This is a genomic window from Halarcobacter mediterraneus, assembly GCF_004116625.1.
Classification (GTDB): Bacteria; Campylobacterota; Campylobacteria; order Campylobacterales; family Arcobacteraceae; genus Halarcobacter; species Halarcobacter mediterraneus.
Genome location: NZ_NXIE01000001.1, coordinates 394,570 through 413,401, shown reverse-complemented (window position 1 = coordinate 413,401; position 18,832 = coordinate 394,570). Strand labels below are relative to the sequence as shown.

The window sequence follows — 18,832 nt, the reverse complement described above, 5'->3', positions numbered from 1 at the left end:
TTAAAGCCTTCATTTTAATAATTTTGCAATTCTACTTTGTAGTTTTAACCATTGTCTATGCTCAAATAATGGGAATCCTGCCCATTGTTTTTTTGGTTCAGTAATAGACTTAGTTACACCACCACGTGCAGCAATAGTTGTAAAAGGTGCTATTTCAAGATGCCCTGCCGTAGCACTTTGTCCACCCATAATTACAAACTCATTTAAAGTTGTTGAACCTGAAAGTCCTACTTGACCTGTTAAAATACAACCATCTTTTAAAACACAGTTATGAGCAATATGAACTAGATTGTCAATTCTAACACCATTTCCAATAATTGTCGAATTGAACGCTGCTCTATCTATAGAACAGTTTGCTCCAATTTCAACATCATTTCCAACTGTAACATTACCATTTTGGTAAATCTTAATATATTTTCCAGTTTTTGTGTGAGCAAATCCAAAACCATCACTTCCAATAACAGTTCCTGCATGAATTATACAATCACTACCAATAGTGCAATCTCTATAAACTGATACATTAGAATAAATAGTAGTATTATCTCCAATAGATACATTATCTCCAATAAAACTTCCAGACATTATTGTACAGTTTTTACCAATTTTAGAGTCTTTACCAAGATAAACGTTTGACATAATATTTGTATTTTCACCTATAATACAATCATTTCCTTGAGTTTCTATTACCTTAGGAGCAAAGAACTTACTTAATCTTGCTAAAGTTAAATAAGGTTCTTCACAAACAATTGCAATTGTATTTTCAGGTACATTTTTTTCAAATTCTTTTTTTACTAAAACAGCTCCTGCTTTAGTTTTTGATAAATCTTTTATATATTTTTTATTTTCTAAAAAAGAAATTTCATTTTCACTTGCATCTAAAAGTGTATTTAATCCTGAAACTCTTAGATTAGAATTTAAGCTAATATCTATTTTTTTTAATATATCAGATAAAATCAATTTTTTTCCTATCTTTCCATTGCTACAACACCACTTTTTACTACTTCTAGTGGTTTGTATTTATTCATTATATTTGTAAAATTTGCAATTCTACTTGGGGCATCTGTTGCTGAAATGACTATTGCATCATCTGTAACATTTTGAATATGTCCGTTATATGCTCTTGCAATTACTTCAATATCACTAATTGGTTGCTCAATTGGTATTTTAATTAGTACTGTTTCTTTTTCAATAACATTTTGATGTTCATTTACTTTTAATACAGGAATTAATTTATTTAATTGCTTAACAATTTGATCAATTACTCTTTTACTACCTGTTGTAACAATTGTCATTCTTGAATATTTTGTTCCAGTCATAGGTGCTACAGTTAGCGAATCAATATTATATCCTCTTGCTGAAAAAAGTCCTACAATTCTAGATAAAACATTGTGTTCATTAATAACAATTACAGAGATAACCTGTCTTGTTGTTTCAGAATCATAATAGTGGTTAAAGTTATTCATTCCTATCTCCTAATAAAGTCATTTCATTTAATGCATGCCCATTTGGAACCATTGGTAGTACAATTTCATCTCTTGCAATAATTACATCAATCATTGCAGGTTGTTTTTTCTCTATTGCATCTTTTAAAGCTTCATCAAACTCTTTTTTTGTTGAAACTCTATAACCATTTCCTCCAAATGCTTCTATAAGTTTTTTGAAATCTGGTTGTGCACTTAAATCTGTTTCAGATAATCTATTTTCATAGAATAATGTTTGCCACTGTCTTACCATTCCTAGATAGTTATTATTAAGAATAATATTAATTACTGGTAAATTATACTCAACGCAAGTCATTAATTCTTGAATATTCATTAAAATTGAACCATCACCCGTAAAATTAATAGATACTTTATCAGGATTACCTCTTGCAACACCCATTGCTCCAGGAAGTCCAAATCCCATAGTTCCTAAACCACCTGAAGTATTCCATTGTCTTGGATATGAAAAAGGATAAAATTGTGCTGCCCACATTTGGTGCTGTCCAACATCTGTAGAAATAATCGCATTTTCTCCTAAAGTTTGCCCTACTCTTTCAATTGCCCACTGTGGTTTAATAACAGCATCTGAGTCTTGATATCTTAAAGGCTCTTTTTCTCTATAATCTTTTAATAAAGAAACCCAATTAGAATAATCATTAAACTCCATATTTTTAGCCGCTTCTAACATACCTTCAACTGTAACTTTTAAATCACCAACAATAGGAAAGTTTGTATCTACAAGTTTTGCAATTGAAGTTGGATCAATATCTACATGAATTACTTTTGCTTTCTTAGCAAATTCGTCAAGTCTTCCTGTTACTCTATCATCAAATCTCGCACCTAAAGAGATAATACAATCTGTATCATGTGCAGCCATATTCGCTGCAAATTCTCCGTGCATACCTAACATTCCAACAAATAACTCATTTTCATCCCCCATAACACCTCTAGCCATAAGTGTTTCAACCACAGGAATATTAGTTATTTTTGCAAGTTCTCTAATTTCATAAGCACAATTTGATAAAATTGCTCCTCCACCTACATAAAGTAAGGGTTTTTTAGATTTTGCAATAGCATCCATTGCTTTTTTTAATTGTCTTTTATTATAATTGACTGTAGGCTTATATGTAGGAATATCTACTTCTTTAGGATATTTAAAGTTTGCTACTTCAGCTGTAATATCTTTAGGAATATCAATATGTACAGGACCTGGTCTTCCTGTTGCTGCTATATGAAATGCCTCTTTTATAATTCTTGGTAAATCTTTAATATCATTTACTAGATAGTTATGTTTTGTACATGGTCTACTAATACCAACTGCATCAATCTCTTGAAATCCATCTGTACCAATAATTGTTGTAGGAACTTGTCCTGAAATAACAACCATAGGAACTGAATCCATATATGCATCTGCTAGTCCTGTTACTGCATTTGTGAAACCAGGTCCACTTGTTACAATAGCAACACCTACTTTACCAGTAGATTTAGCATAACCTTCTGCAGCATGAATAGCTGCTTGTTCGTGTCTAGTTAATATATGTTGAAAAAAACTCTGTTTATAAATTTCATCGTAGACATTCATAATAGCGCCACCAGGGTAACCAAATACTACATCTACCCCTTCCTCTCTTAATGATTCTGTAACCATTTTTGCGCCAGTTATTCTCATTGTCTTTTCCTTTTATAAAATAATCAGCGATTATACAAAAGCAATAATTAATAGCAGGTTAGAGATTCTCAAATTAAAGTTTAAATTTAGTTTAAATTTATTATTTTTTGGTTATACTTAAATTAAAATAAACTATTCCTTGAGGTTTTTATGGATATTAATAATGTAAATAGTAATATTAGTACTTTAAATAATTCTTCTGACTATCAATTAAATAAAACTAATGATTCCTCAAAAATTGAGAATAAAAGTAGTTTCTTAAACTTAACAATAAATGAATATAATCAAAAGAGAGATGAATTATCTGAGTCTTTACAAACTTTTAATGAAGGTTTAGGTGTTAGTAGTATTGCTCAAAAAGGTTTAGAAAAACAAATAGATTATCTAAAAAAAATTGAAACTAAATTAGAAAATGTAGAAAACAAAGAAAGTATTGAAGATAAAAATATAATCAAAAATGATTTGAACAAAGAACTATTAAATTTTAGAGAAGAAGCTTTTTCAACACAATACAATAAAGAAAAACTTTTAGTGCAAGATGAATATGAAGAAGATTTTAGTATTTCAATTTCAACTAAAGAAGCTTATTTTTCAATAGATAAACCCAATACCCCTGAAATTGCCACTAGAATAGCACAGGAAATAAGTAGAAATGATTTAAATAATGAACAAAGTTTACAATTTACAAAAGATCAAATTTCTTTAGGAATTAAAGAACTAGAAGGTATAAAAGAAAGTTTTAATGAATTAAGTAATAACTTAGAGTCAAGTGCAAGAGAATCTATCTCTGAACAAATAGATTTGTCTAAACAAAATTTAAAAAATAAAGAAATTAATTTTGGGCAAGAGATGAATGACTTTTCCAAAACAAATGTAACTGCAAATATGGGTTATTTAGCAGCCTCACAAGCAAATATTATGCAAGAACAAAGTGTAAGACTATTATCTAAATAAACAAGAGTTAATAGCTACCCCTTCTCTTAATCCATCATCTAAAACAATTGATTCATTTTTTTCAAGGACTTCAAAAATTGCCTTGTATATGTACACTCCAACTTCTATAAACTCAACTCTACCTTTCCCTACAAGTTTTGTTATTGTAGAAACTGAAGAGTTTTTAAACAATTCTAAACAATTAAATAAGTCTGTAATTCTAACTTTTGTTCCATTTACTTGTTCTTTATCATAATGAAAAAAGTCTTGTCCTAATTTTATTGCAGCTATAGTTGTAGGAGTTCCTGCAGTTGCAACAAAAGTATATTCTTTTGAATTTATACTATTTTCATCTAAAAAACTCTTTATATCTTTTTTATGAGAACTTAGTTCTTCATTTAAATCTTCATAATTATTATACTTTTGAGTAAGAGTAACAATTCCAAAATTAAAACTATGAGAAATAAAATTATCTTCATCATTTATAATAATTTCAGTTGAACCTCCTCCTATGTCAAGTAAAATAAATTTAGAAGAATCTATTTTCTCTCTTTTTAGTGCATACTGTACAGCTAAAAGAGTAAGTCTTGCTTCTTCCTTTCCATCTATAATTCTAAAATTTGCACCTGTTTGCCTTTTAAGGAAAGCTAGTACCTCTTGAGAATTAATTGCTAATCTCATTGCGGCAGTCGTTACACAAATTGCTTCTTTAGGATTATAAGCTAATTTCTCAGAAGATCTTTGTATTGCTGTCACAACTCGTTCTTGAGCTTCTTTAGAAATTTTATTAGTCTGATTTAAGCCATCAGCCATACCTACAACTTCGTTATATTCACCTAATATTTTATGATTTAAACAATCATAAACCAAAACTCTAAAAGAGTTAGAACCTAAATCAATAGCTACTACTTGATTCATCTATGGATGTCTGATTTTAAGTTTTGAATTTAATGAGTAACCAATGATTATCATTGAGATTAAAACAATATTTTCATTTATTAACCCAGTTAACCATACTAAATATACAAGCCATAAAAGAATTGCACCAAGTGGTGTTGGAACTCCAATAAAATATTTCTCAACTTCCCCTTCATGGGCATTTATATTAAATTGAATAAGTCTTCTTAATCCTGATATTACATAATAAATAAAAGCAAATGCTACTAAAGGAGTAAAAAGCATTAACTCTTTAGTATCAATTACTGCAAAAAATATGAACATAGTAGGAACAATAACAAATGATAAAAAGTCAGCAAAAGAATCTAACTGAATACCAAACTCTGTTGATAAATTATATTTTCTCGCTATTTTACCATCTACAATGTCAAAAGCCCCTGCAAGCCACGCAAAAAGTGCTGCAGCAAAAAAGTTATTATGTGTTAAATAATATATTGCTAACATTCCTGCTGCAATATTAAAAAAAGTAGCCAAATTTGCTAAGTTAAAGTGGCTATTTCTATTAAATAAAAATGTCATTAGTTTCCTTCTTTATAAATAGTAAACTGATTTCTTCCGTTTTGTTTAGATTCATATAAACATTCATCTGCTATCTTATAAAGTTTGTTACAAGAAACATATGAATATGGTTTATAAATTACAGCTCCAATAGAAATAGTTACTACGTTTGATATTTTACTATTTTTATGCTCAATATTTAATGATTGAATATTTTCATTTACATCCTTAAGGCACTCTTTTAATATTTTTTCATTAATATCAAAAAGAATAACACCAAATTCTTCTCCTCCTAATCTAAAAACATATTCATAGTCTTTATCAAAATATGATTTTAATGATGAAGCAACAGCTTTTAGTGTCATATCTCCCATATCATGTCCATATGTATCATTGTATTGTTTGAAAAAATCAATATCTAACATTACAAATGCAGTATTCCAAGAATTTTGATTTGAAATAAAAGGCATATTATCAAAAATTTTATCAAAATACTTTCTATTATAAAGTTTTGTCATAGAATCAGTTATTGATTCTATTGCATATTTTTTAGTGAGTATTTTAAGTTGGTTATCTTTTTTTATTATTGAATAAATAATAAAAGATATGAAAATAAAAGAGACTGTAATTAAAGCTATCATATTATAAAATAAGTAATTCTTCATAGAAGAATACTCTTTTATAAACTCTTTTCTCTTTTTTGAGGCTACTTTTTTTTCATATTCTTTTAGAAATTCAATCTCTTTTACTACTTTATGATACTGTGAAATTTTTGTTTTATATGTAAATGAATTATTAACACTCTTGTCAATTTTTCTTAAAACTTTTTTTTCTTCAATGTCTTTATAAGAGTTGTTGTAATAATCCCAATCTTTTTTTATTGATTTGAAAAAAGGAGTTCTTTTACACTTTTTATAAGTTTTCATACACTTAATTAAATCATTATAGTTTTCTTCAATACTATGAAGTTTTAATACAGGTATATAATTTCCAAAATATATATAGTCAATCTGTTTTTTTAATTTATCAATCTGAGAATTAAACATAAAACTGGAAATAAATAATGAAGCTAAAATTATAAAACTAAGAATACCTAGTTTAAAACTAACACTTTTATAAAACTCTTTTTTCATCTAGAAATTATATCAAATAAGTATTAAAAAAGCTTATAAGTTAGCTTAATTTTATCTTAATTATTTTTAGATATAATCGCGTTTTTATTAAGGAAAGGGGTATTTTGTTAAATATAAAAGACACACTAATTGGTAAATCAATAAAAAATGATGTATTATCTGGAATAGTTGTTGCAGTTGCTTTAGTTCCTGAAGCTATTGCCTTCTCAATTATTGCTGGAGTTTCTCCACTAGTAGGATTATATACAGCTTTTATTTTAGGGTTAATTACTGCCTTAGTTGGTGGTAAAGCAGGAATGATATCTGGAGCAACTGGAGCAATTGCTGTTGTTTTAGTTGGTTTAGGAATAAAAGTAAAAGAATCTATCCCTGAAAATTTAATGTTAGAATTGACTAAAAATGGTGAATTATCTACATATATTCTACAATATATATTAGCAGCAACAATTCTTGCTGGAATTTTTCAAGTGTTAATAGGCTTATTTAGGCTTGGTAAATTAATTAGATTAGTACCACAACCTGCAATGTATGGTTTTGTAAATGGTCTTGCAATTGTAATTGCACTTGCTCAGTTTCCTCTTTTTAAAGGTGAAAGCTGGATTATGTATGCTCTTGTTGCTTTAACAATGATTATTGTTAAATTCTTTCCAAGAATTTCTACTGCTATTCCATCTGGACTTGTTGCTATTATTGTTATTTCAGCAATTGTTATTGGAATGGATTTAGATACAAAAAGAGTTGGAGATTTAGCCGATATTTCAGGAAACTTACCTTCTTTTTCTTTACCTACTTTACATATTGATTTAGATGCAATTTTAATGATTCTTCCTTATTCTGTTTTAGTGGCATTAGTTGGACTTATTGAATCACTTCTTACTTTATCTGTTTTAGATGAAATGGGTGGAAAAAGAGGAAGTGGGAATCAAGAATGTATTGCCCAAGGAACTGGAAATATAACTTGTGGTTTTTTTGGAGGAATGGCGGGTTGTGCAATGATTGGACAATCAATTATTAATTTTTCCAATGGTGGATGGGGAAGATTATCTGGAATCACAGCCGCTATTTTGCTTATATCTTTTGTAGTTGCTTTAAGTTCTTATATTGCATTAATTCCTGTTGCTGTGCTAGTGGGAATTATGTTTATGGTTTCTATTGGTACTTTCGAATGGGAAAGCGGTAATAGAATTAGATATATGCCAAACTCAGATAAATTTGTTTTAATTGCTGTTACTGTTATTACTATTTTTGCTGATTTGGCAATTGCTGTTATTACAGGTATTATTATCTCTGCTTTAGTATTTGCCTGGAAACATTCAAAAGTAAGATCAAGAACTCATAGAGAAAATGAAGATACAAAAGTATATGAATTTGATGGTCCATTATTTTTTGGTTCAACAACTTCATTTTTTGAACTATTTGATATAAAACATGATCCTAAAAATATTATTTTAGATTTTAAAGATGCCAGAGTAATGGATATATCTGGTGTTGAAGCTATTGATAATATTACAAAAAAATATGCAAAAGCAAATAAAAAACTTACAATAAGACATTTAAGTGAAGATTGCAAAAAAATATTAAAAGATGCTGGTCCATTTTGTACATATGAAGAAGATGACCCAAAATATAAAGTAGCAATAAACTACTAATCTTTCTCTTTACTTTTTTCAAACTTTTTGTTAAAATTATTTAACAAAGGTTTGAAAATGGAATTAAACTCATACGGACAGTCACCTTCTACAATTTATCAACAGTTAGCTCAAAAAAGAACTGAATTAGCTAATATAGATAAAAAAGAAATAGAAAAATCTGAAGCTGACAATTATGATAAAACGAACCCTTCAAATGAAAAATTTGATGAACAAGATTATCAAAGAGTTTTAAATAAATTTAAAACTCTTGATAATGAAGTAAAAATACATGAAGAAACTCATGCTTCAAGTGCAAATACAACAGCTCCTATTCAATATAATTATCAAATGGGACCAGATGGAAAACTTTATGCAAATGGTGGTTCTGTTAGATTTGATACTTCTATCCCTGAGGATGAAGCTAGTGCAAATGTAAAATTAGAAGAATTAAAAGATGCTTCTAGTGCTGTTGATGAATTAAGTAATGCAGATGCACAAATTGCAAGAACTGCAAACTTAAATAAACTTTTATTACAAAGGCAAGGAGAAAGTTATGAGAATTGATAATAACCTTAACGGTATGCTTGCAGCACAAATGCAAGTAAATGAAAGTGCACAAAATATAGCTACTGTGGCAAATGTAACTGGAGATTCAGAAAATATGGAGGCTACTGCTGATATTATTGATTCTTTAGTTAACTATATACCTCAAGTAATCGCTTATGAAGCTAATGCAGAGGGAATAAAAACACAACAAGCAGTAGCGGATACATTACTTGATTTAAAGGCTTAATGTGAATAAAATAAATGTAGTTTGTCCACATTGTTTTAAAGTAAATAAAATACCTAAAAAAGATACTTATTCAAAAGCTAATTGTGGTTCATGTAAAAACTCTTTGTTAGATACAACTCCTATTGAAATAGATGAGTCAAATTTTGACCATGTAATTGTTAATTCTGAAATTCCAGTAATAGTTGATTTTTGGGCACCTTGGTGTGGGCCATGTAAAATGTTTGCCCCTATTTATAATGAAGTTTCACAAAAATATCCATTAAAAGCATTATTTATAAAAATTAATACTGAAGAACAACAAAACTTAGGAGCAAAATACCAAATTCGCTCTATTCCAACTTTAATTATCTATAAAAATGGTAAGGAAGTAAAAAGAGTAAGTGGGGCATTAGATCCACTTAAATTATCAAATCTTGTAAATGAAAATTTATAAAAACTCTTAAATAGTTTTTATAAATTGTTCCAATTCTTTTAGTTGTGTTTCATTAAAAACTTTTATTCCATTTTCATTTAATAGTCTTGCAGTAAGTCCTTGACCTTGAACTAAAGTATTCGAAAAAGTACCATCATAAATTTGAATATTTCCACAAGAAGGAGATTTTGATTTTAATAAAGCTATTTTTATATTTTCTTCTAGACAAAGTTCTAAGGCTTTTTTTGCTCCAAGTAAGAAATTTATTGTTACATCATCTTTATTTATAGTTTCTACTTTGAAAGGCTTTTCTGCACTTGTTATTTCTGCTGGTTTTCTTGGTGTGTTTAATCCACCTTTTATCTCTGGGCATAAAGAGTAAACTTCATTTTCACATAAAATATCCATAAATAATTCTTTTTCAGAAAATGAAAAATTTGGATTATATGCAAATGAAGAGTTTCCTCCATCATATCTAACATCTTCACCTAAAAGACAAGAAGAAATTAAAATTTTCATAAATTCTAATTCCTATCCAAAAATTCTTTTGTAAAGAAGGTTGATGTTTGAATATTATTAAATGCAGCTTTCATTGAAATAAACATTTGAGGATTTTCCTCTTCCATCTTTTCTAAAAGTTCTTTTGTTTTAGCCCTTGCATATGGCATTTTAATATCAAATCTCATTGCAGGACAGGCCTCATCTCCAATAACTGAGATTTCATTACTTTGAGCAAAAGCTCTTAATTGTCTTTCTCTACAAAAAATCAAGGGTCTAATAACTTCCAAACCATTTTCTGCTTTATAAATAGGAGGCATAGATCTTAAAGCTCCATTATATAAAAAGTTCATAAAAAAAGATTCCATTGCATCATCTAAATGATGTCCTAATGCAAGTTTATTATATCCTTGTTCTTGAGCTGTTGAATAAAGGTACCCTCTTCTCATTCTTGAAAAAAATGAACAAAATGATGAATTTTTTCTAATCTTATTTTTTGATAATTCAAAAATTTCAGTATCAATAATTTCATGTTCTATTCCATATTTTTTACAATGTTCAGCCAAAAATTGAACTTGTTCTCCCATACCATAAGTTACAGTTACAGCTTTAAATTCAAAATTAAAAGGTGTAACTTTTTTTAAATGGTTTAAAGCATGAATTAAAGTTGTAGAGTCTTTACCCCCTGAGAAACCTACTAAAACTCTATCTCCTTCTTGGATTAGTCCATATTCTGCATTTGTTTTTCCAACTAATTTAGATATTTTTTTACTTAAGTCTATCAAAATCTTTGTCCTATAGTTTTTCGCGATTATATCAAAATAAACTTAAATACCTAGTTTAGCTTACTAAAGACTTTTTTAGTTAAAATTTAACACTTTTAACCTTATTTTTTTGTATTATTATAAAAATATACAAAATATTGTTGTGATTTTAATATAATTAAAAGAAATTTAAATATTCAAGGTAAATATAATGAAATACATACTAATAGTATTAATATTAAGTAGTCTATTATTGTCTAGTAATTTGGAAAAATCTTTAATAAAAGAACAAGAAAATACAATTAAAACTAAAAAAACTGATATAAAGAAAAAAGAAGATAAAAAAGTAAAAGATAATAAAATAGAAAAAATTTTAAATTCTATAGAGACATCTGGAACAGTTACTTATAGATATGAAAAAATAAAAAAACAGTAAAGAAAGTTTTAAAATAAATTAACTGCTTTTTTAGATATTTTCACTATAATTTCTTTTTAAATCAACTAATAAAGATATTTAATTATGACAAAAGAAGAAATTCAAGAATTTAAAGAGACTATTAAAAAAACTATTATTCCTATTGTACAAAATATGACAGAAGAGCAAATAAGAAATATAATTGAAATAGTTGAAAAAGAACATACAAATTTGCCAAAAGGATTCGGAGAAATGCTTTATGAACAAATAATTGTTATGAAATATAAACAATAATTAAATACTCTTTCCTAAGCTAATATAATTAATCATTTTAAGCTCTTTTACAAAGAATTAGTATAATATAATATTATTAATTTATACAAGGAGAAAAAATGAAATTAATCAACACTGCAATTATTGCTAGTTCACTATTTTTTTCAACTATAAGTGCTAGTGACTTAAATCTAAAAAATGATGGTGTAAAAGTCAACTACAATGGAAATGAATATTCAATAAAAAGAATTCATGATGAAGAGTGTAAAAAGATAAATGGAGCTGACCCTCAAAATATCTGGTCTGGAAGCTATGCAAAAGAAGGTCTGCCTCAAAATTGTGTAAAAAAATTTGTAACTACTATTGGTAAAATAACTCCAATGAAGATAAATGATACAATTCAAACTGTAGGTGAAATTGAGGTAATTAACTTCATAAAAAAAGCTCAAGATAGAAAAGATATGCTTTTAATTGATGCAAGACTTCCTGACTGGTTTTTGCAAATGAGTATTCCTACAGCAGAGAATATCCCTTTCCCCTACTTTAATAAAGATAAATATCCTGATGATTTCTATGATGTTTTAGATATGATTGGAGTAAAAGAAGTATCAAAAGGCAAATATGATTTCTCAAAAGCCAAAAATTTATTATTGTTTTGTAATGGTGCTTGGTGTCCTCAATCAACATTAGCAATTGAAAATCTAATAAGTATTGGATATCCACAAGAAAAAATCTCTTGGTATAGAGGTGGAATGTATTCATGGAAAATGTTAAATTTAACTACAGTTAGTGAATAAAATAGTAAATCAATTTTGATTTACTATTTAAAAATCTCTTTAAAATCATTTACAATAGTTTCATCTACCCTATTCTCTTTAGCCATCTCTTCTAAGATATTAAAAGCTTCATCTTTAGAGTAATTCTTTCTATATGGTTTGTTACCTCTTAATGAAGTATATATGTTTGTTAAGCTTAAAGCTCTATCTTTTAGACTTAAATCTTTTCCTTCTAATTTAAAAGGATAACCTAAAGAATTAATTTGCTCTTGTATCTTATAAGAATATGAACAAATATCATTAAAACCTATTATATTTGATAAAACTTTTTTTGTATAGTATGGATATGCTTTGATTTCTTCATACTCTATACTTTCTAAAGAACTTTGTTTTAATAAAAGTTTATCATCAATAAAAAGTTTTCCAATATTGCATAAAGAAGCTGCTATCATAAATGTATATTTATTTTTATGTTCAAAGTTATAAAAATCTGCAACTTTAGAAGCATTTGTAATAATAGTTAAATCTTCATTTGTAAGTAAAGTAAAAATAGAAGTGATTTCTAAAACTTCTTCAAATGTTAAAGCAATACTTTCATCATTCAATGTTGAAAAAATAAAAGTAAGCAATTCATTTTCATTTTGTAAATCTAACCAAAAACTTTCTTTTTCACTAAATTCTTCAAAACATTCAACTAAATCATTTGAAAAAAGTTTATTTTCATTTTCTTTTAAAAATCTTAATATTTCTTTTCTTGTTTCTATTGTACAAGTGCCTAAATCAAAAGTTCTATCAAGTAGTACAGCAAAAGATATGAATTGGGAAAATAAAGGAATGTCTTCTTCTTTTAAAGAAAAAGTTCCACTTCCATCATAATATTCACATTGGTATTTTAGTACATTTTTTTGCTCTTTAAATAAGAAAGGTAGTTTTTTTGAATAATTATTTGAAAATTCACAATAATTTACTAAATCCTCTTTAGAACTTTTTAAAGCAATATTATGCATAAAAGAATAAGCACATATATCAAATAAAGCTTCTTTTTTATAGTTAAATTCTAATGCTAATTTTAATGAGATATAAGCTACTCTTTTCGAGTGATTATCTGAGATATTAAAATATCTTGACTCAATTTTATCTAAAGCTATTGACATTGATAATAAAAAATTGTTTAAATTAAAAGTCATTTGTTTTTTCTTATCCATAAAGTTCCTAATTTTCTAAAATATATTTTTATATTAATGCTTATTATACGTTAATTTGACTAAAATATCTCTCAAAGAAATATAAGAAAAACAAATAAGGAAATAAAATGAAAAAATTAATTTCATCTTTATTGGTTCTTGGTTTAAGTAGCTATACTTATGCCTTTGATTATAACTTAGAACCTAAAAAGATAAATGATAATACATGGTGTTTTTTAGGTAAGCTTGAAGCCCCTTCAAAAGAAAATGGTGGATTTATGTCAAATCATTGTTATGTAAGTACAGGTAAAAACTATATTCTAATTGATTCAGGTGGAACTTACCAATTAGCAAAACAGGCATATGAAAAAATGTCAAAAATAAAAAAACTTCCTGTTCATACTATAATTTTAACACATGACCATGATGATCATTGGTTAGGAGCTTCTTTTTATAAAGAAAAGTTCAACTCAAAACTAATTGGTGTTTCTACTATTAATAAAAATTATGATAAAAATTCTAAAACTAGAATGTTTAATACAGTTTCAAAAGATGCTATAAAAAATACAAGTATTGTGAGACTTGATGAAGTTATTGAAGAAACAAAATCATTAAAAATTGATAATTTTGAATTTCAGATTTTTCCAGTTGGGACAAAAGCACATTCAAGTGAAGATATTTTTGTTTATACACCTTCTACAAAAACTCTTTTTGCTAGTGATTTAGTTATGAATGGAAGAATCACATCTAATAGAGATGGTTCTGTAATAGGACAATTAAAAGCTATTAAAATGCTTGAAAAAATGGACTATAAAAATTTAATACCAGGGCATGGTTTAGACACAAGTAAAAATGCAATTAATGAAACAAAACAATATTTTACACTATTGAAAAAAAGAGTTTTAAAAGCAGTAGAAGAAGATATTGGTTCAGCAGAAGTAACTAAACATATAAAAATGGAAGAGTTTAAAGATAAAGCTTTATATGAGGAGTTAAATTCTAGAAATGTATTTGATGCTTATAATGAATTAGAATTTTATGAAGAAGAGTAATTACTCCTCTTCAAATAATTCTATTGTAGCACTTGTAGCTGTGTCAGTCATATCAAGATCAATATGTCCTGCACCTTTTACTTCAACAAGTTTTGCATTTAAACCTTTTTTTTCTACAACTTTAAAAAAGTTTTTTGTAACTTCTGGCTTAGAAATTTCATCTTTTGTACCATAAATAAATAAATATTTAGTATTTTTATTTACTTTATCAAGTACATCAATCATAGAAATTAAATTTTTATTATCACTAATTTCATGAATATCGTATCTTCCACCTACTAAAACAACATTTTGAAGTAAATCAGGTTTTACTCCACTTAAAGTAGCTCCCATCATAGCACCTGCACTATGACCAATAAAGTTAATACTTTGAGCTTCATATTTTTCTTTTAAAGAAGAAATTAATTCTCCTAAAAAATTAACATATTCTTTTGTTGCAGCAAGGTTTTTAACCTCTTTACTAGCTAATGGTTTTAGTTTATTTGTAGAAGAATTTGAATATCCAGGAAGAGATACTGCAATAGTTGTTAAATCTGTCATCATATTCATAGTTTCTGCAAAAGGACCATATCTACCTAAAGTATTTGTTCCTAAATCCCAAGTACCATGAACAATTACAGTAATAACTTCATTATCCTCACCTTCAAAAGCTTTATATTCTATACATTCATTTCCAGCATAGATAAAACTACCATCTTTTGACTCACACTCTTCTTTTGTAACATTGGCTGCTAATAGTGCAGTTGATAAAACTGCAGTTGATAAAATCTTTTTTAACATATTTACTCCTTTTTAATAAGCTATAATACCTATGTATCCAGCAACTTGCTTTTCAATAAGTTCTACAATTCCTGCTTGAACATAAGAAACATCATCAATAAAATCTTTTTTTGTCCATTTCATAGTATCCATTGTATTTTTGCAAACTATAAACTCTACATCATATTCCATCAAAGACTTTATTCTTGTTAAAGTATCTTTATCATAATCTTTTTTTAATGCTCTAACTCCATTTCCATAAGCAATTACTGCAACTTTTAAAGACTCTTCTGGATACTCTTTTAAAATATTATAAATAGTACTTAAATTATGATTGACTTTTTCTAGGTCTGAATCATAAAGTTGAATAGCTACTTTTCTTGGTTCATCAAATGAAGGTAAAGGTTCACTAAACTCTGATTGTGCAAACAAATAAATAGTTGCACACATTAAAATAATAAGTTTTTTCATAAATTATCCTTTTTTATATAATAAAATAGTATCATTATCTTTAACAACACCGCTATTTATAATCTTACAATAAATACCTCTACAATCTTTAATTAAAATTGGTAAATCATCATCAAACTTTGATAAATGATTACAAATAGTACAGTTTTCAGTTATTTCTATAATTGCTGTTCCTATTTTAAACTGTGTTCCTACTTTATAATTATGAGGATTAAAATCAAATAAAATATTTTCACCTAAACTTCCAAATTTCAAATTAATATTCTCATTTTTTGCCATATCATACGTAAAGGTTCCTACAATCATAACAGTTTTATCTAAGTCTTTACCTGCAAATTTATCATTTTCAATTCCAAAATCATTTATTAAATTTAATTTATCTTTTTTCGGTCTAGGAAGTCCTTTATCTAACTTTGTAGCACTAAAAGTACTTATTACTTTACCTATTTCCATAATTTATAAATTCTCTTTTAAAATTTGCAAATAATCATTTTTTACCCAAGCTCCAGGATAAATATTTAAAAGCTCTCCAGCTGAAGTAAGTACAAAAAAAGTGGGAGTCATACCTTTAAAATGTTTTTTTAAATTAAAAGGTAAACTTTCATAATCAACATCTATTTTTAAAAAGATATAATCTTCATCCATTTTATTCTTTATTTCATCAAGAGATAAAACTTCTTTTTCCATTTTCTTACAAAAATAACAAGTTTTTGAAGTTGCATATACTATTATATGTTTACCTTCACTTTGTGCCTTTTTTAAAACTCTATCTTCTTTTATATTTTTAGTTAAAGTTTTTTTAGGTTTAGGCATATTCTTAAGTCTATCCTTTTTGTATCCCATAAAATATTGAGCTAAAAGTTCAGCTTCTTCATCTGAGATTTGAATAGGTTCTTTTTTATTATAATATTTTAAAGCACTTTTATCACAAATACTATTATTTAAATCAGGATTAGCCAAATAAGACTTTAAGTACATCTCTATTTCAACGGTTCTCATATCTTCATCATTTGGATCGCCTATTTTTCTACTACTATCCATAATGGCCCAAGCAAGCATATTTTCTGTAGGAGTTTTTAAATTTAATAAAGTATTATTTCTTTCATAAAAATTTTCTTTTAATTTTTTAAATGAGATATATCCTTTATGACATTGGGCACATTTTTGGTCAAAAAGTTTTTTACCTTCTTTAAAATCTGCAAATAAATTTGTTGAAATAAAACAGGCAAATAGAACTATAAACGCCTTTTTAATCATCTTTTATCCTTCTTTTGATTTATAAAATACTTATTTAAATACTTTATAAATCAAAAACATAAAGAAATATTTCTTTATGTTTTATCATTCTAAAATTATTAGATAATTCCAGGGTTTCCTTTGATACCAACAATATCAGGAGTATCAATTTTTAAGTTAGCTATGTGCTTAACATTTTGTAAATAAGTCTCTACAGTTTCCCATACTGGTTCACCTGGTGATTTAGAACCAACAGTTGACCAACCTGCAACTTTATAAGACTTATTAGCTTCAAGCTTATGTCCATTTTTAGTAAGTGTAATATCAGAAATTCTTTCACCAATTTTAGCAGTTGGATTGATTCTATAAGAAATACCACCTGTTCTAACCATATCTCCACCTTGTTGATAGAATGGATCTTCATTAAATAAGTTATCTGCTACATCTTCTAAAATAAGTTTAATATCTTTACCTGAAATATCTCTTGCATATGTTTCTGGATAAGTCATTGCTGTTTGAGTCATTAAATCATCAAAAGTAATATCTTGTCCTGGAATTACAGATGTTCCCCATCTAAATCCTGGAGATAAAGAGATATCAGCACCTTTTACATCCATTAAAGCATCACAAATAATTTGATCCCAAGAACCATTGAAGTTACCTCTTCTAAACAGTGTTTGTTCAGTAGTTGCAATTACTCTATCTAAATCTTTTTTATATGGAGCTCTTACATCTTCAATATATTTTTTCATTTGTTTATCTTCAGGGATTAAATCAGAGAAGATTGGAAGTAAAGTAAATTTAAAATCTTTGATTTTTCCATTTTGAATATCTAAATCAAGAACATTTAGGAATTTACCATTTGAACCAGCATTACAAACATAAGTAGTACCTGCTTCATTTTTAACAGGATATGCTTCAGGTACACCATCATGAGTGTGACCACCCATAATAAAGTCAATACCAGTAACAACTTCTGCCATTTTTTTATCAGTATCATATCCATTGTGAGAAAGTACAATAACTGCATCTGGTTTTTCAGTTTCTCTTACTTCATCAACTAACTCTTGCATTCCTTCATCATTAATTGAGAATGACCAATCAGGAATAAATCTTTGAGGATTTGCAATAGTAGTATAAGGGAAAGCTTGACCGATAACTGCAACTCTTGCATTACCCATTTTTTTAATAGTATATGGTTTAAATGCATGACCTGTATCTTCATCATATGCTTGCATTGCAATTTCAGTTTCTTCAAACAATGCATCTTCTTTTACTTTAACATTTTGTGCTAAGAACTCTGCATCTAGCATTTTTACGTTATCTAAAACTTCTTGAGCTTTATATGTGAATTCCCAGTGTCCAACAGCGATATCAACACCTAATAAGTTCATAGCACCAACCATATCTTTACCTCTAGTGTAAAGTGCAGTTGCACTACCTTGCCAAGTATCTCCACCATCAAGTAATAAAGTTTTATCTTCACCAAAACTATTTTTTAAATAATCAACAACAGTTTTAATTTGTGCAAAACCACCAGTTCTACCCATTACTTTTGCATGTTTTTCAAAGTCAATACAAGAATAAGCATAAGTTAATCTTTTATTATCTTTTATTCCATAATAATCTAAAAGTTTGTCTCCAACAATATGTGGAGGCTTTCCATAGTTACCATGAAAACCTAAGTTTACACTTGGTTCTCTAAAATATACAGGAAGTAACTGTGCATGAGAGTCTGTCATATGCATAAATCTTGCATTACCAAATGGCTTTAACTTATAATAGTCTTCCATTTTATTTGTATTTGTCATTCTTGTATGAGAATTTGCAAATACAGGCGCAGAACCAAGTACTGCCATCATATAAACAAATTCTCTTCTACTTAATTTACTCATTT

Annotated in this window: 23 protein-coding genes; 9 read left to right on the top strand and 14 right to left on the bottom strand. The window is 27.4% G+C overall.

The features are described 5' to 3' along the window. Positions 1 to 9: 9 nt before the first annotated feature. From lpxD to CP965_RS02170, 3 genes are read right to left on the bottom strand one after another with little or no spacing between them, the layout of a single operon-like run. Positions 10 to 957 carry a UDP-3-O-(3-hydroxymyristoyl)glucosamine N-acyltransferase gene (gene lpxD / locus CP965_RS02180; RefSeq protein ID WP_129060391.1) on the bottom strand — a complete coding sequence of 316 codons (948 nt, stop codon included), beginning with the start codon at positions 955 to 957 and terminating at the stop codon, positions 10 to 12. An 8-nt stretch (positions 958 to 965) separates the two neighbouring features. Continuing rightward, positions 966 to 1,463, bottom strand: coding sequence for an acetolactate synthase small subunit (gene ilvN / locus CP965_RS02175; RefSeq protein ID WP_129060390.1), 498 nt, complete (start codon positions 1,461 to 1,463; stop codon positions 966 to 968). Further along, positions 1,456 to 3,150 carry an acetolactate synthase large subunit gene (locus tag CP965_RS02170; RefSeq protein WP_129060389.1) on the bottom strand — a complete coding sequence of 565 codons (1,695 nt, stop codon included), beginning with the start codon at positions 3,148 to 3,150 and terminating at the stop codon, positions 1,456 to 1,458. Before CP965_RS02170 ends, ilvN begins: the two co-directional genes overlap by 8 nt. A 150-nt stretch (positions 3,151 to 3,300) precedes the next feature. On the opposite strand from CP965_RS02170, the gene CP965_RS02165 reads away from it, so the two are divergent. Further along, positions 3,301 to 4,104, top strand: a complete 804-nt coding sequence (locus tag CP965_RS02165; RefSeq protein ID WP_129060388.1) for a hypothetical protein — start codon at positions 3,301 to 3,303, stop codon at positions 4,102 to 4,104. Here the strand turns inward: CP965_RS02165 and CP965_RS02160 are convergent. The 3 genes from CP965_RS02160 to CP965_RS02150 are packed head-to-tail and all read right to left on the bottom strand — an operon-like array spanning position 4,093 to position 6,671. Further along, a complete protein-coding gene (locus CP965_RS02160) occupies positions 4,093 to 5,001 on the bottom strand; it encodes a Ppx/GppA phosphatase family protein (RefSeq protein ID WP_129060387.1) in 909 nt (302 codons plus the stop codon). The genes CP965_RS02165 and CP965_RS02160 overlap by 12 nt on opposite strands. Further along, entirely contained in the window at positions 5,002 to 5,559 is a 558-nt protein-coding gene (locus tag CP965_RS02155; RefSeq protein ID WP_129060386.1) for a CDP-alcohol phosphatidyltransferase family protein, read from the bottom strand. Beyond that, the gene (locus CP965_RS02150) at positions 5,559 to 6,671 is read right to left on the bottom strand and encodes a GGDEF domain-containing protein (protein ID WP_129060385.1); all 1,113 of its coding nucleotides are present in this window, start codon (positions 6,669 to 6,671) and stop codon (positions 5,559 to 5,561) included. The genes CP965_RS02155 and CP965_RS02150 overlap by 1 nt, the downstream gene beginning before the upstream one ends. Before the next feature lie 104 nt (positions 6,672 to 6,775). Between CP965_RS02150 and CP965_RS02145 the strand changes: the two genes are divergently transcribed. From CP965_RS02145 to trxC, 4 genes are read left to right on the top strand one after another with little or no spacing between them, the layout of a single operon-like run. Further along, positions 6,776 to 8,320 (top strand): SulP family inorganic anion transporter, encoded by a 1,545-nt coding sequence (locus CP965_RS02145; RefSeq protein ID WP_129060384.1) that lies wholly within the window; start codon positions 6,776 to 6,778, stop codon positions 8,318 to 8,320. Between the two features lie 57 nt (positions 8,321 to 8,377). Further along, a complete protein-coding gene (locus CP965_RS02140) occupies positions 8,378 to 8,866 on the top strand; it encodes a putative metalloprotease CJM1_0395 family protein (protein ID WP_129060383.1) in 489 nt (162 codons plus the stop codon). Beyond that, positions 8,856 to 9,095, top strand: coding sequence for a hypothetical protein (locus CP965_RS02135; protein WP_129060382.1), 240 nt, complete (start codon positions 8,856 to 8,858; stop codon positions 9,093 to 9,095). Before CP965_RS02140 ends, CP965_RS02135 begins: the two co-directional genes overlap by 11 nt. A gap of 1 nt (position 9,096) precedes the next feature. Beyond that, positions 9,097 to 9,528, top strand: coding sequence for a thioredoxin TrxC (trxC, locus tag CP965_RS02130; RefSeq protein ID WP_206732232.1), 432 nt, complete (start codon positions 9,097 to 9,099; stop codon positions 9,526 to 9,528). A 6-nt stretch (positions 9,529 to 9,534) separates the two neighbouring features. Here trxC and CP965_RS02125 read toward each other — a convergent pair whose 3' ends face one another. After that, complete coding sequence (locus CP965_RS02125; RefSeq protein WP_129060381.1) at positions 9,535 to 10,026, bottom strand: DUF523 domain-containing protein; 492 nt, start codon at positions 10,024 to 10,026, stop codon at positions 9,535 to 9,537. A 5-nt stretch (positions 10,027 to 10,031) separates the two neighbouring features. After that, positions 10,032 to 10,790, bottom strand: a complete 759-nt coding sequence (locus tag CP965_RS02120) for a tRNA 2-thiocytidine biosynthesis TtcA family protein (RefSeq protein ID WP_129060380.1) — start codon at positions 10,788 to 10,790, stop codon at positions 10,032 to 10,034. A 190-nt stretch (positions 10,791 to 10,980) separates the two neighbouring features. On the opposite strand from CP965_RS02120, the gene CP965_RS02115 reads away from it, so the two are divergent. The 3 genes from CP965_RS02115 to CP965_RS02105 all read left to right on the top strand — a co-directional run bounded on the left by CP965_RS02115 (position 10,981) and on the right by CP965_RS02105 (position 12,254). Then, a complete protein-coding gene (locus CP965_RS02115; protein ID WP_129060379.1) occupies positions 10,981 to 11,205 on the top strand; it encodes a hypothetical protein in 225 nt (74 codons plus the stop codon). 84 nt (positions 11,206 to 11,289) lie between these two features. Then, positions 11,290 to 11,478, top strand: a complete 189-nt coding sequence (locus tag CP965_RS02110; protein ID WP_129060378.1) for a hypothetical protein — start codon at positions 11,290 to 11,292, stop codon at positions 11,476 to 11,478. Positions 11,479 to 11,576: 98 nt separating this feature from the next. Then, complete coding sequence (locus CP965_RS02105) at positions 11,577 to 12,254, top strand: rhodanese-like domain-containing protein (RefSeq protein ID WP_129060377.1); 678 nt, start codon at positions 11,577 to 11,579, stop codon at positions 12,252 to 12,254. 23 nt (positions 12,255 to 12,277) lie between these two features. On the opposite strand, the gene CP965_RS02100 is transcribed toward CP965_RS02105, so the two are convergent. Then, on the bottom strand, positions 12,278 to 13,438 hold the full coding sequence (locus CP965_RS02100) for an HD-GYP domain-containing protein (RefSeq protein ID WP_129060376.1): 1,161 nt from the start codon (positions 13,436 to 13,438) through the stop codon (positions 12,278 to 12,280). A 107-nt stretch (positions 13,439 to 13,545) separates the two neighbouring features. On the opposite strand from CP965_RS02100, the gene CP965_RS02095 reads away from it, so the two are divergent. Next, the gene (locus CP965_RS02095; RefSeq protein WP_129060375.1) at positions 13,546 to 14,469 is read left to right on the top strand and encodes an MBL fold metallo-hydrolase; all 924 of its coding nucleotides are present in this window, start codon (positions 13,546 to 13,548) and stop codon (positions 14,467 to 14,469) included. On the opposite strand, the gene CP965_RS02090 is transcribed toward CP965_RS02095, so the two are convergent. The 5 genes from CP965_RS02090 to soxB all read right to left on the bottom strand — a co-directional run bounded on the left by CP965_RS02090 (position 14,470) and on the right by soxB (position 18,830). Then, positions 14,470 to 15,249 carry an alpha/beta hydrolase gene (locus CP965_RS02090; protein ID WP_129060374.1) on the bottom strand — a complete coding sequence of 260 codons (780 nt, stop codon included), beginning with the start codon at positions 15,247 to 15,249 and terminating at the stop codon, positions 14,470 to 14,472. It abuts the gene before it with no gap. Between the two features lie 12 nt (positions 15,250 to 15,261). Then, on the bottom strand, positions 15,262 to 15,699 hold the full coding sequence (locus CP965_RS02085; protein WP_129060373.1) for a DsrE family protein: 438 nt from the start codon (positions 15,697 to 15,699) through the stop codon (positions 15,262 to 15,264). A gap of 3 nt (positions 15,700 to 15,702) precedes the next feature. After that, on the bottom strand, positions 15,703 to 16,152 hold the full coding sequence (locus tag CP965_RS02080) for an MOSC domain-containing protein (protein ID WP_228712655.1): 450 nt from the start codon (positions 16,150 to 16,152) through the stop codon (positions 15,703 to 15,705). A 3-nt stretch (positions 16,153 to 16,155) separates the two neighbouring features. Beyond that, a complete protein-coding gene (locus CP965_RS02075; RefSeq protein ID WP_129060371.1) occupies positions 16,156 to 16,956 on the bottom strand; it encodes a thioredoxin family protein in 801 nt (266 codons plus the stop codon). 98 nt (positions 16,957 to 17,054) lie between these two features. Continuing rightward, positions 17,055 to 18,830, bottom strand: a complete 1,776-nt coding sequence (gene soxB, locus CP965_RS02070) for a thiosulfohydrolase SoxB (protein WP_129060370.1) — start codon at positions 18,828 to 18,830, stop codon at positions 17,055 to 17,057. Between the last annotated feature and the right edge of the window lie 2 nt (positions 18,831 to 18,832).

Coding starts and splice junctions, on each gene's coding strand:
- CP965_RS02095 (WP_129060375.1), top strand. CDS start 13,546: ATGAAAAAATTAATTTCATCTTTATTGGTTCTTGGTTTAAGTAGCTAT.
- CP965_RS02165 (WP_129060388.1), top strand. CDS start 3,301: ATGGATATTAATAATGTAAATAGTAATATTAGTACTTTAAATAATTCT.
- CP965_RS02100 (WP_129060376.1), bottom strand. CDS start 13,438: ATGGATAAGAAAAAACAAATGACTTTTAATTTAAACAATTTTTTATTA.
- CP965_RS02075 (WP_129060371.1), bottom strand. CDS start 16,956: ATGATTAAAAAGGCGTTTATAGTTCTATTTGCCTGTTTTATTTCAACA.
- CP965_RS02080 (WP_228712655.1), bottom strand. CDS start 16,152: ATGGAAATAGGTAAAGTAATAAGTACTTTTAGTGCTACAAAGTTAGAT.
- CP965_RS02090 (WP_129060374.1), bottom strand. CDS start 15,249: ATGTTAAAAAAGATTTTATCAACTGCAGTTTTATCAACTGCACTATTA.
- CP965_RS02125 (WP_129060381.1), bottom strand. CDS start 10,026: ATGAAAATTTTAATTTCTTCTTGTCTTTTAGGTGAAGATGTTAGATAT.
- CP965_RS02150 (WP_129060385.1), bottom strand. CDS start 6,671: ATGAAAAAAGAGTTTTATAAAAGTGTTAGTTTTAAACTAGGTATTCTT.
- CP965_RS02110 (WP_129060378.1), top strand. CDS start 11,290: ATGACAAAAGAAGAAATTCAAGAATTTAAAGAGACTATTAAAAAAACT.
- ilvN (WP_129060390.1), bottom strand. CDS start 1,463: ATGAATAACTTTAACCACTATTATGATTCTGAAACAACAAGACAGGTT.
- CP965_RS02105 (WP_129060377.1), top strand. CDS start 11,577: ATGAAATTAATCAACACTGCAATTATTGCTAGTTCACTATTTTTTTCA.
- CP965_RS02085 (WP_129060373.1), bottom strand. CDS start 15,699: ATGAAAAAACTTATTATTTTAATGTGTGCAACTATTTATTTGTTTGCA.
- CP965_RS02135 (WP_129060382.1), top strand. CDS start 8,856: ATGAGAATTGATAATAACCTTAACGGTATGCTTGCAGCACAAATGCAA.
- CP965_RS02160 (WP_129060387.1), bottom strand. CDS start 5,001: ATGAATCAAGTAGTAGCTATTGATTTAGGTTCTAACTCTTTTAGAGTT.
- soxB (WP_129060370.1), bottom strand. CDS start 18,830: ATGAGTAAATTAAGTAGAAGAGAATTTGTTTATATGATGGCAGTACTT.
- CP965_RS02155 (WP_129060386.1), bottom strand. CDS start 5,559: ATGACATTTTTATTTAATAGAAATAGCCACTTTAACTTAGCAAATTTG.
- CP965_RS02140 (WP_129060383.1), top strand. CDS start 8,378: ATGGAATTAAACTCATACGGACAGTCACCTTCTACAATTTATCAACAG.
- CP965_RS02115 (WP_129060379.1), top strand. CDS start 10,981: ATGAAATACATACTAATAGTATTAATATTAAGTAGTCTATTATTGTCT.
- CP965_RS02170 (WP_129060389.1), bottom strand. CDS start 3,150: ATGAGAATAACTGGCGCAAAAATGGTTACAGAATCATTAAGAGAGGAA.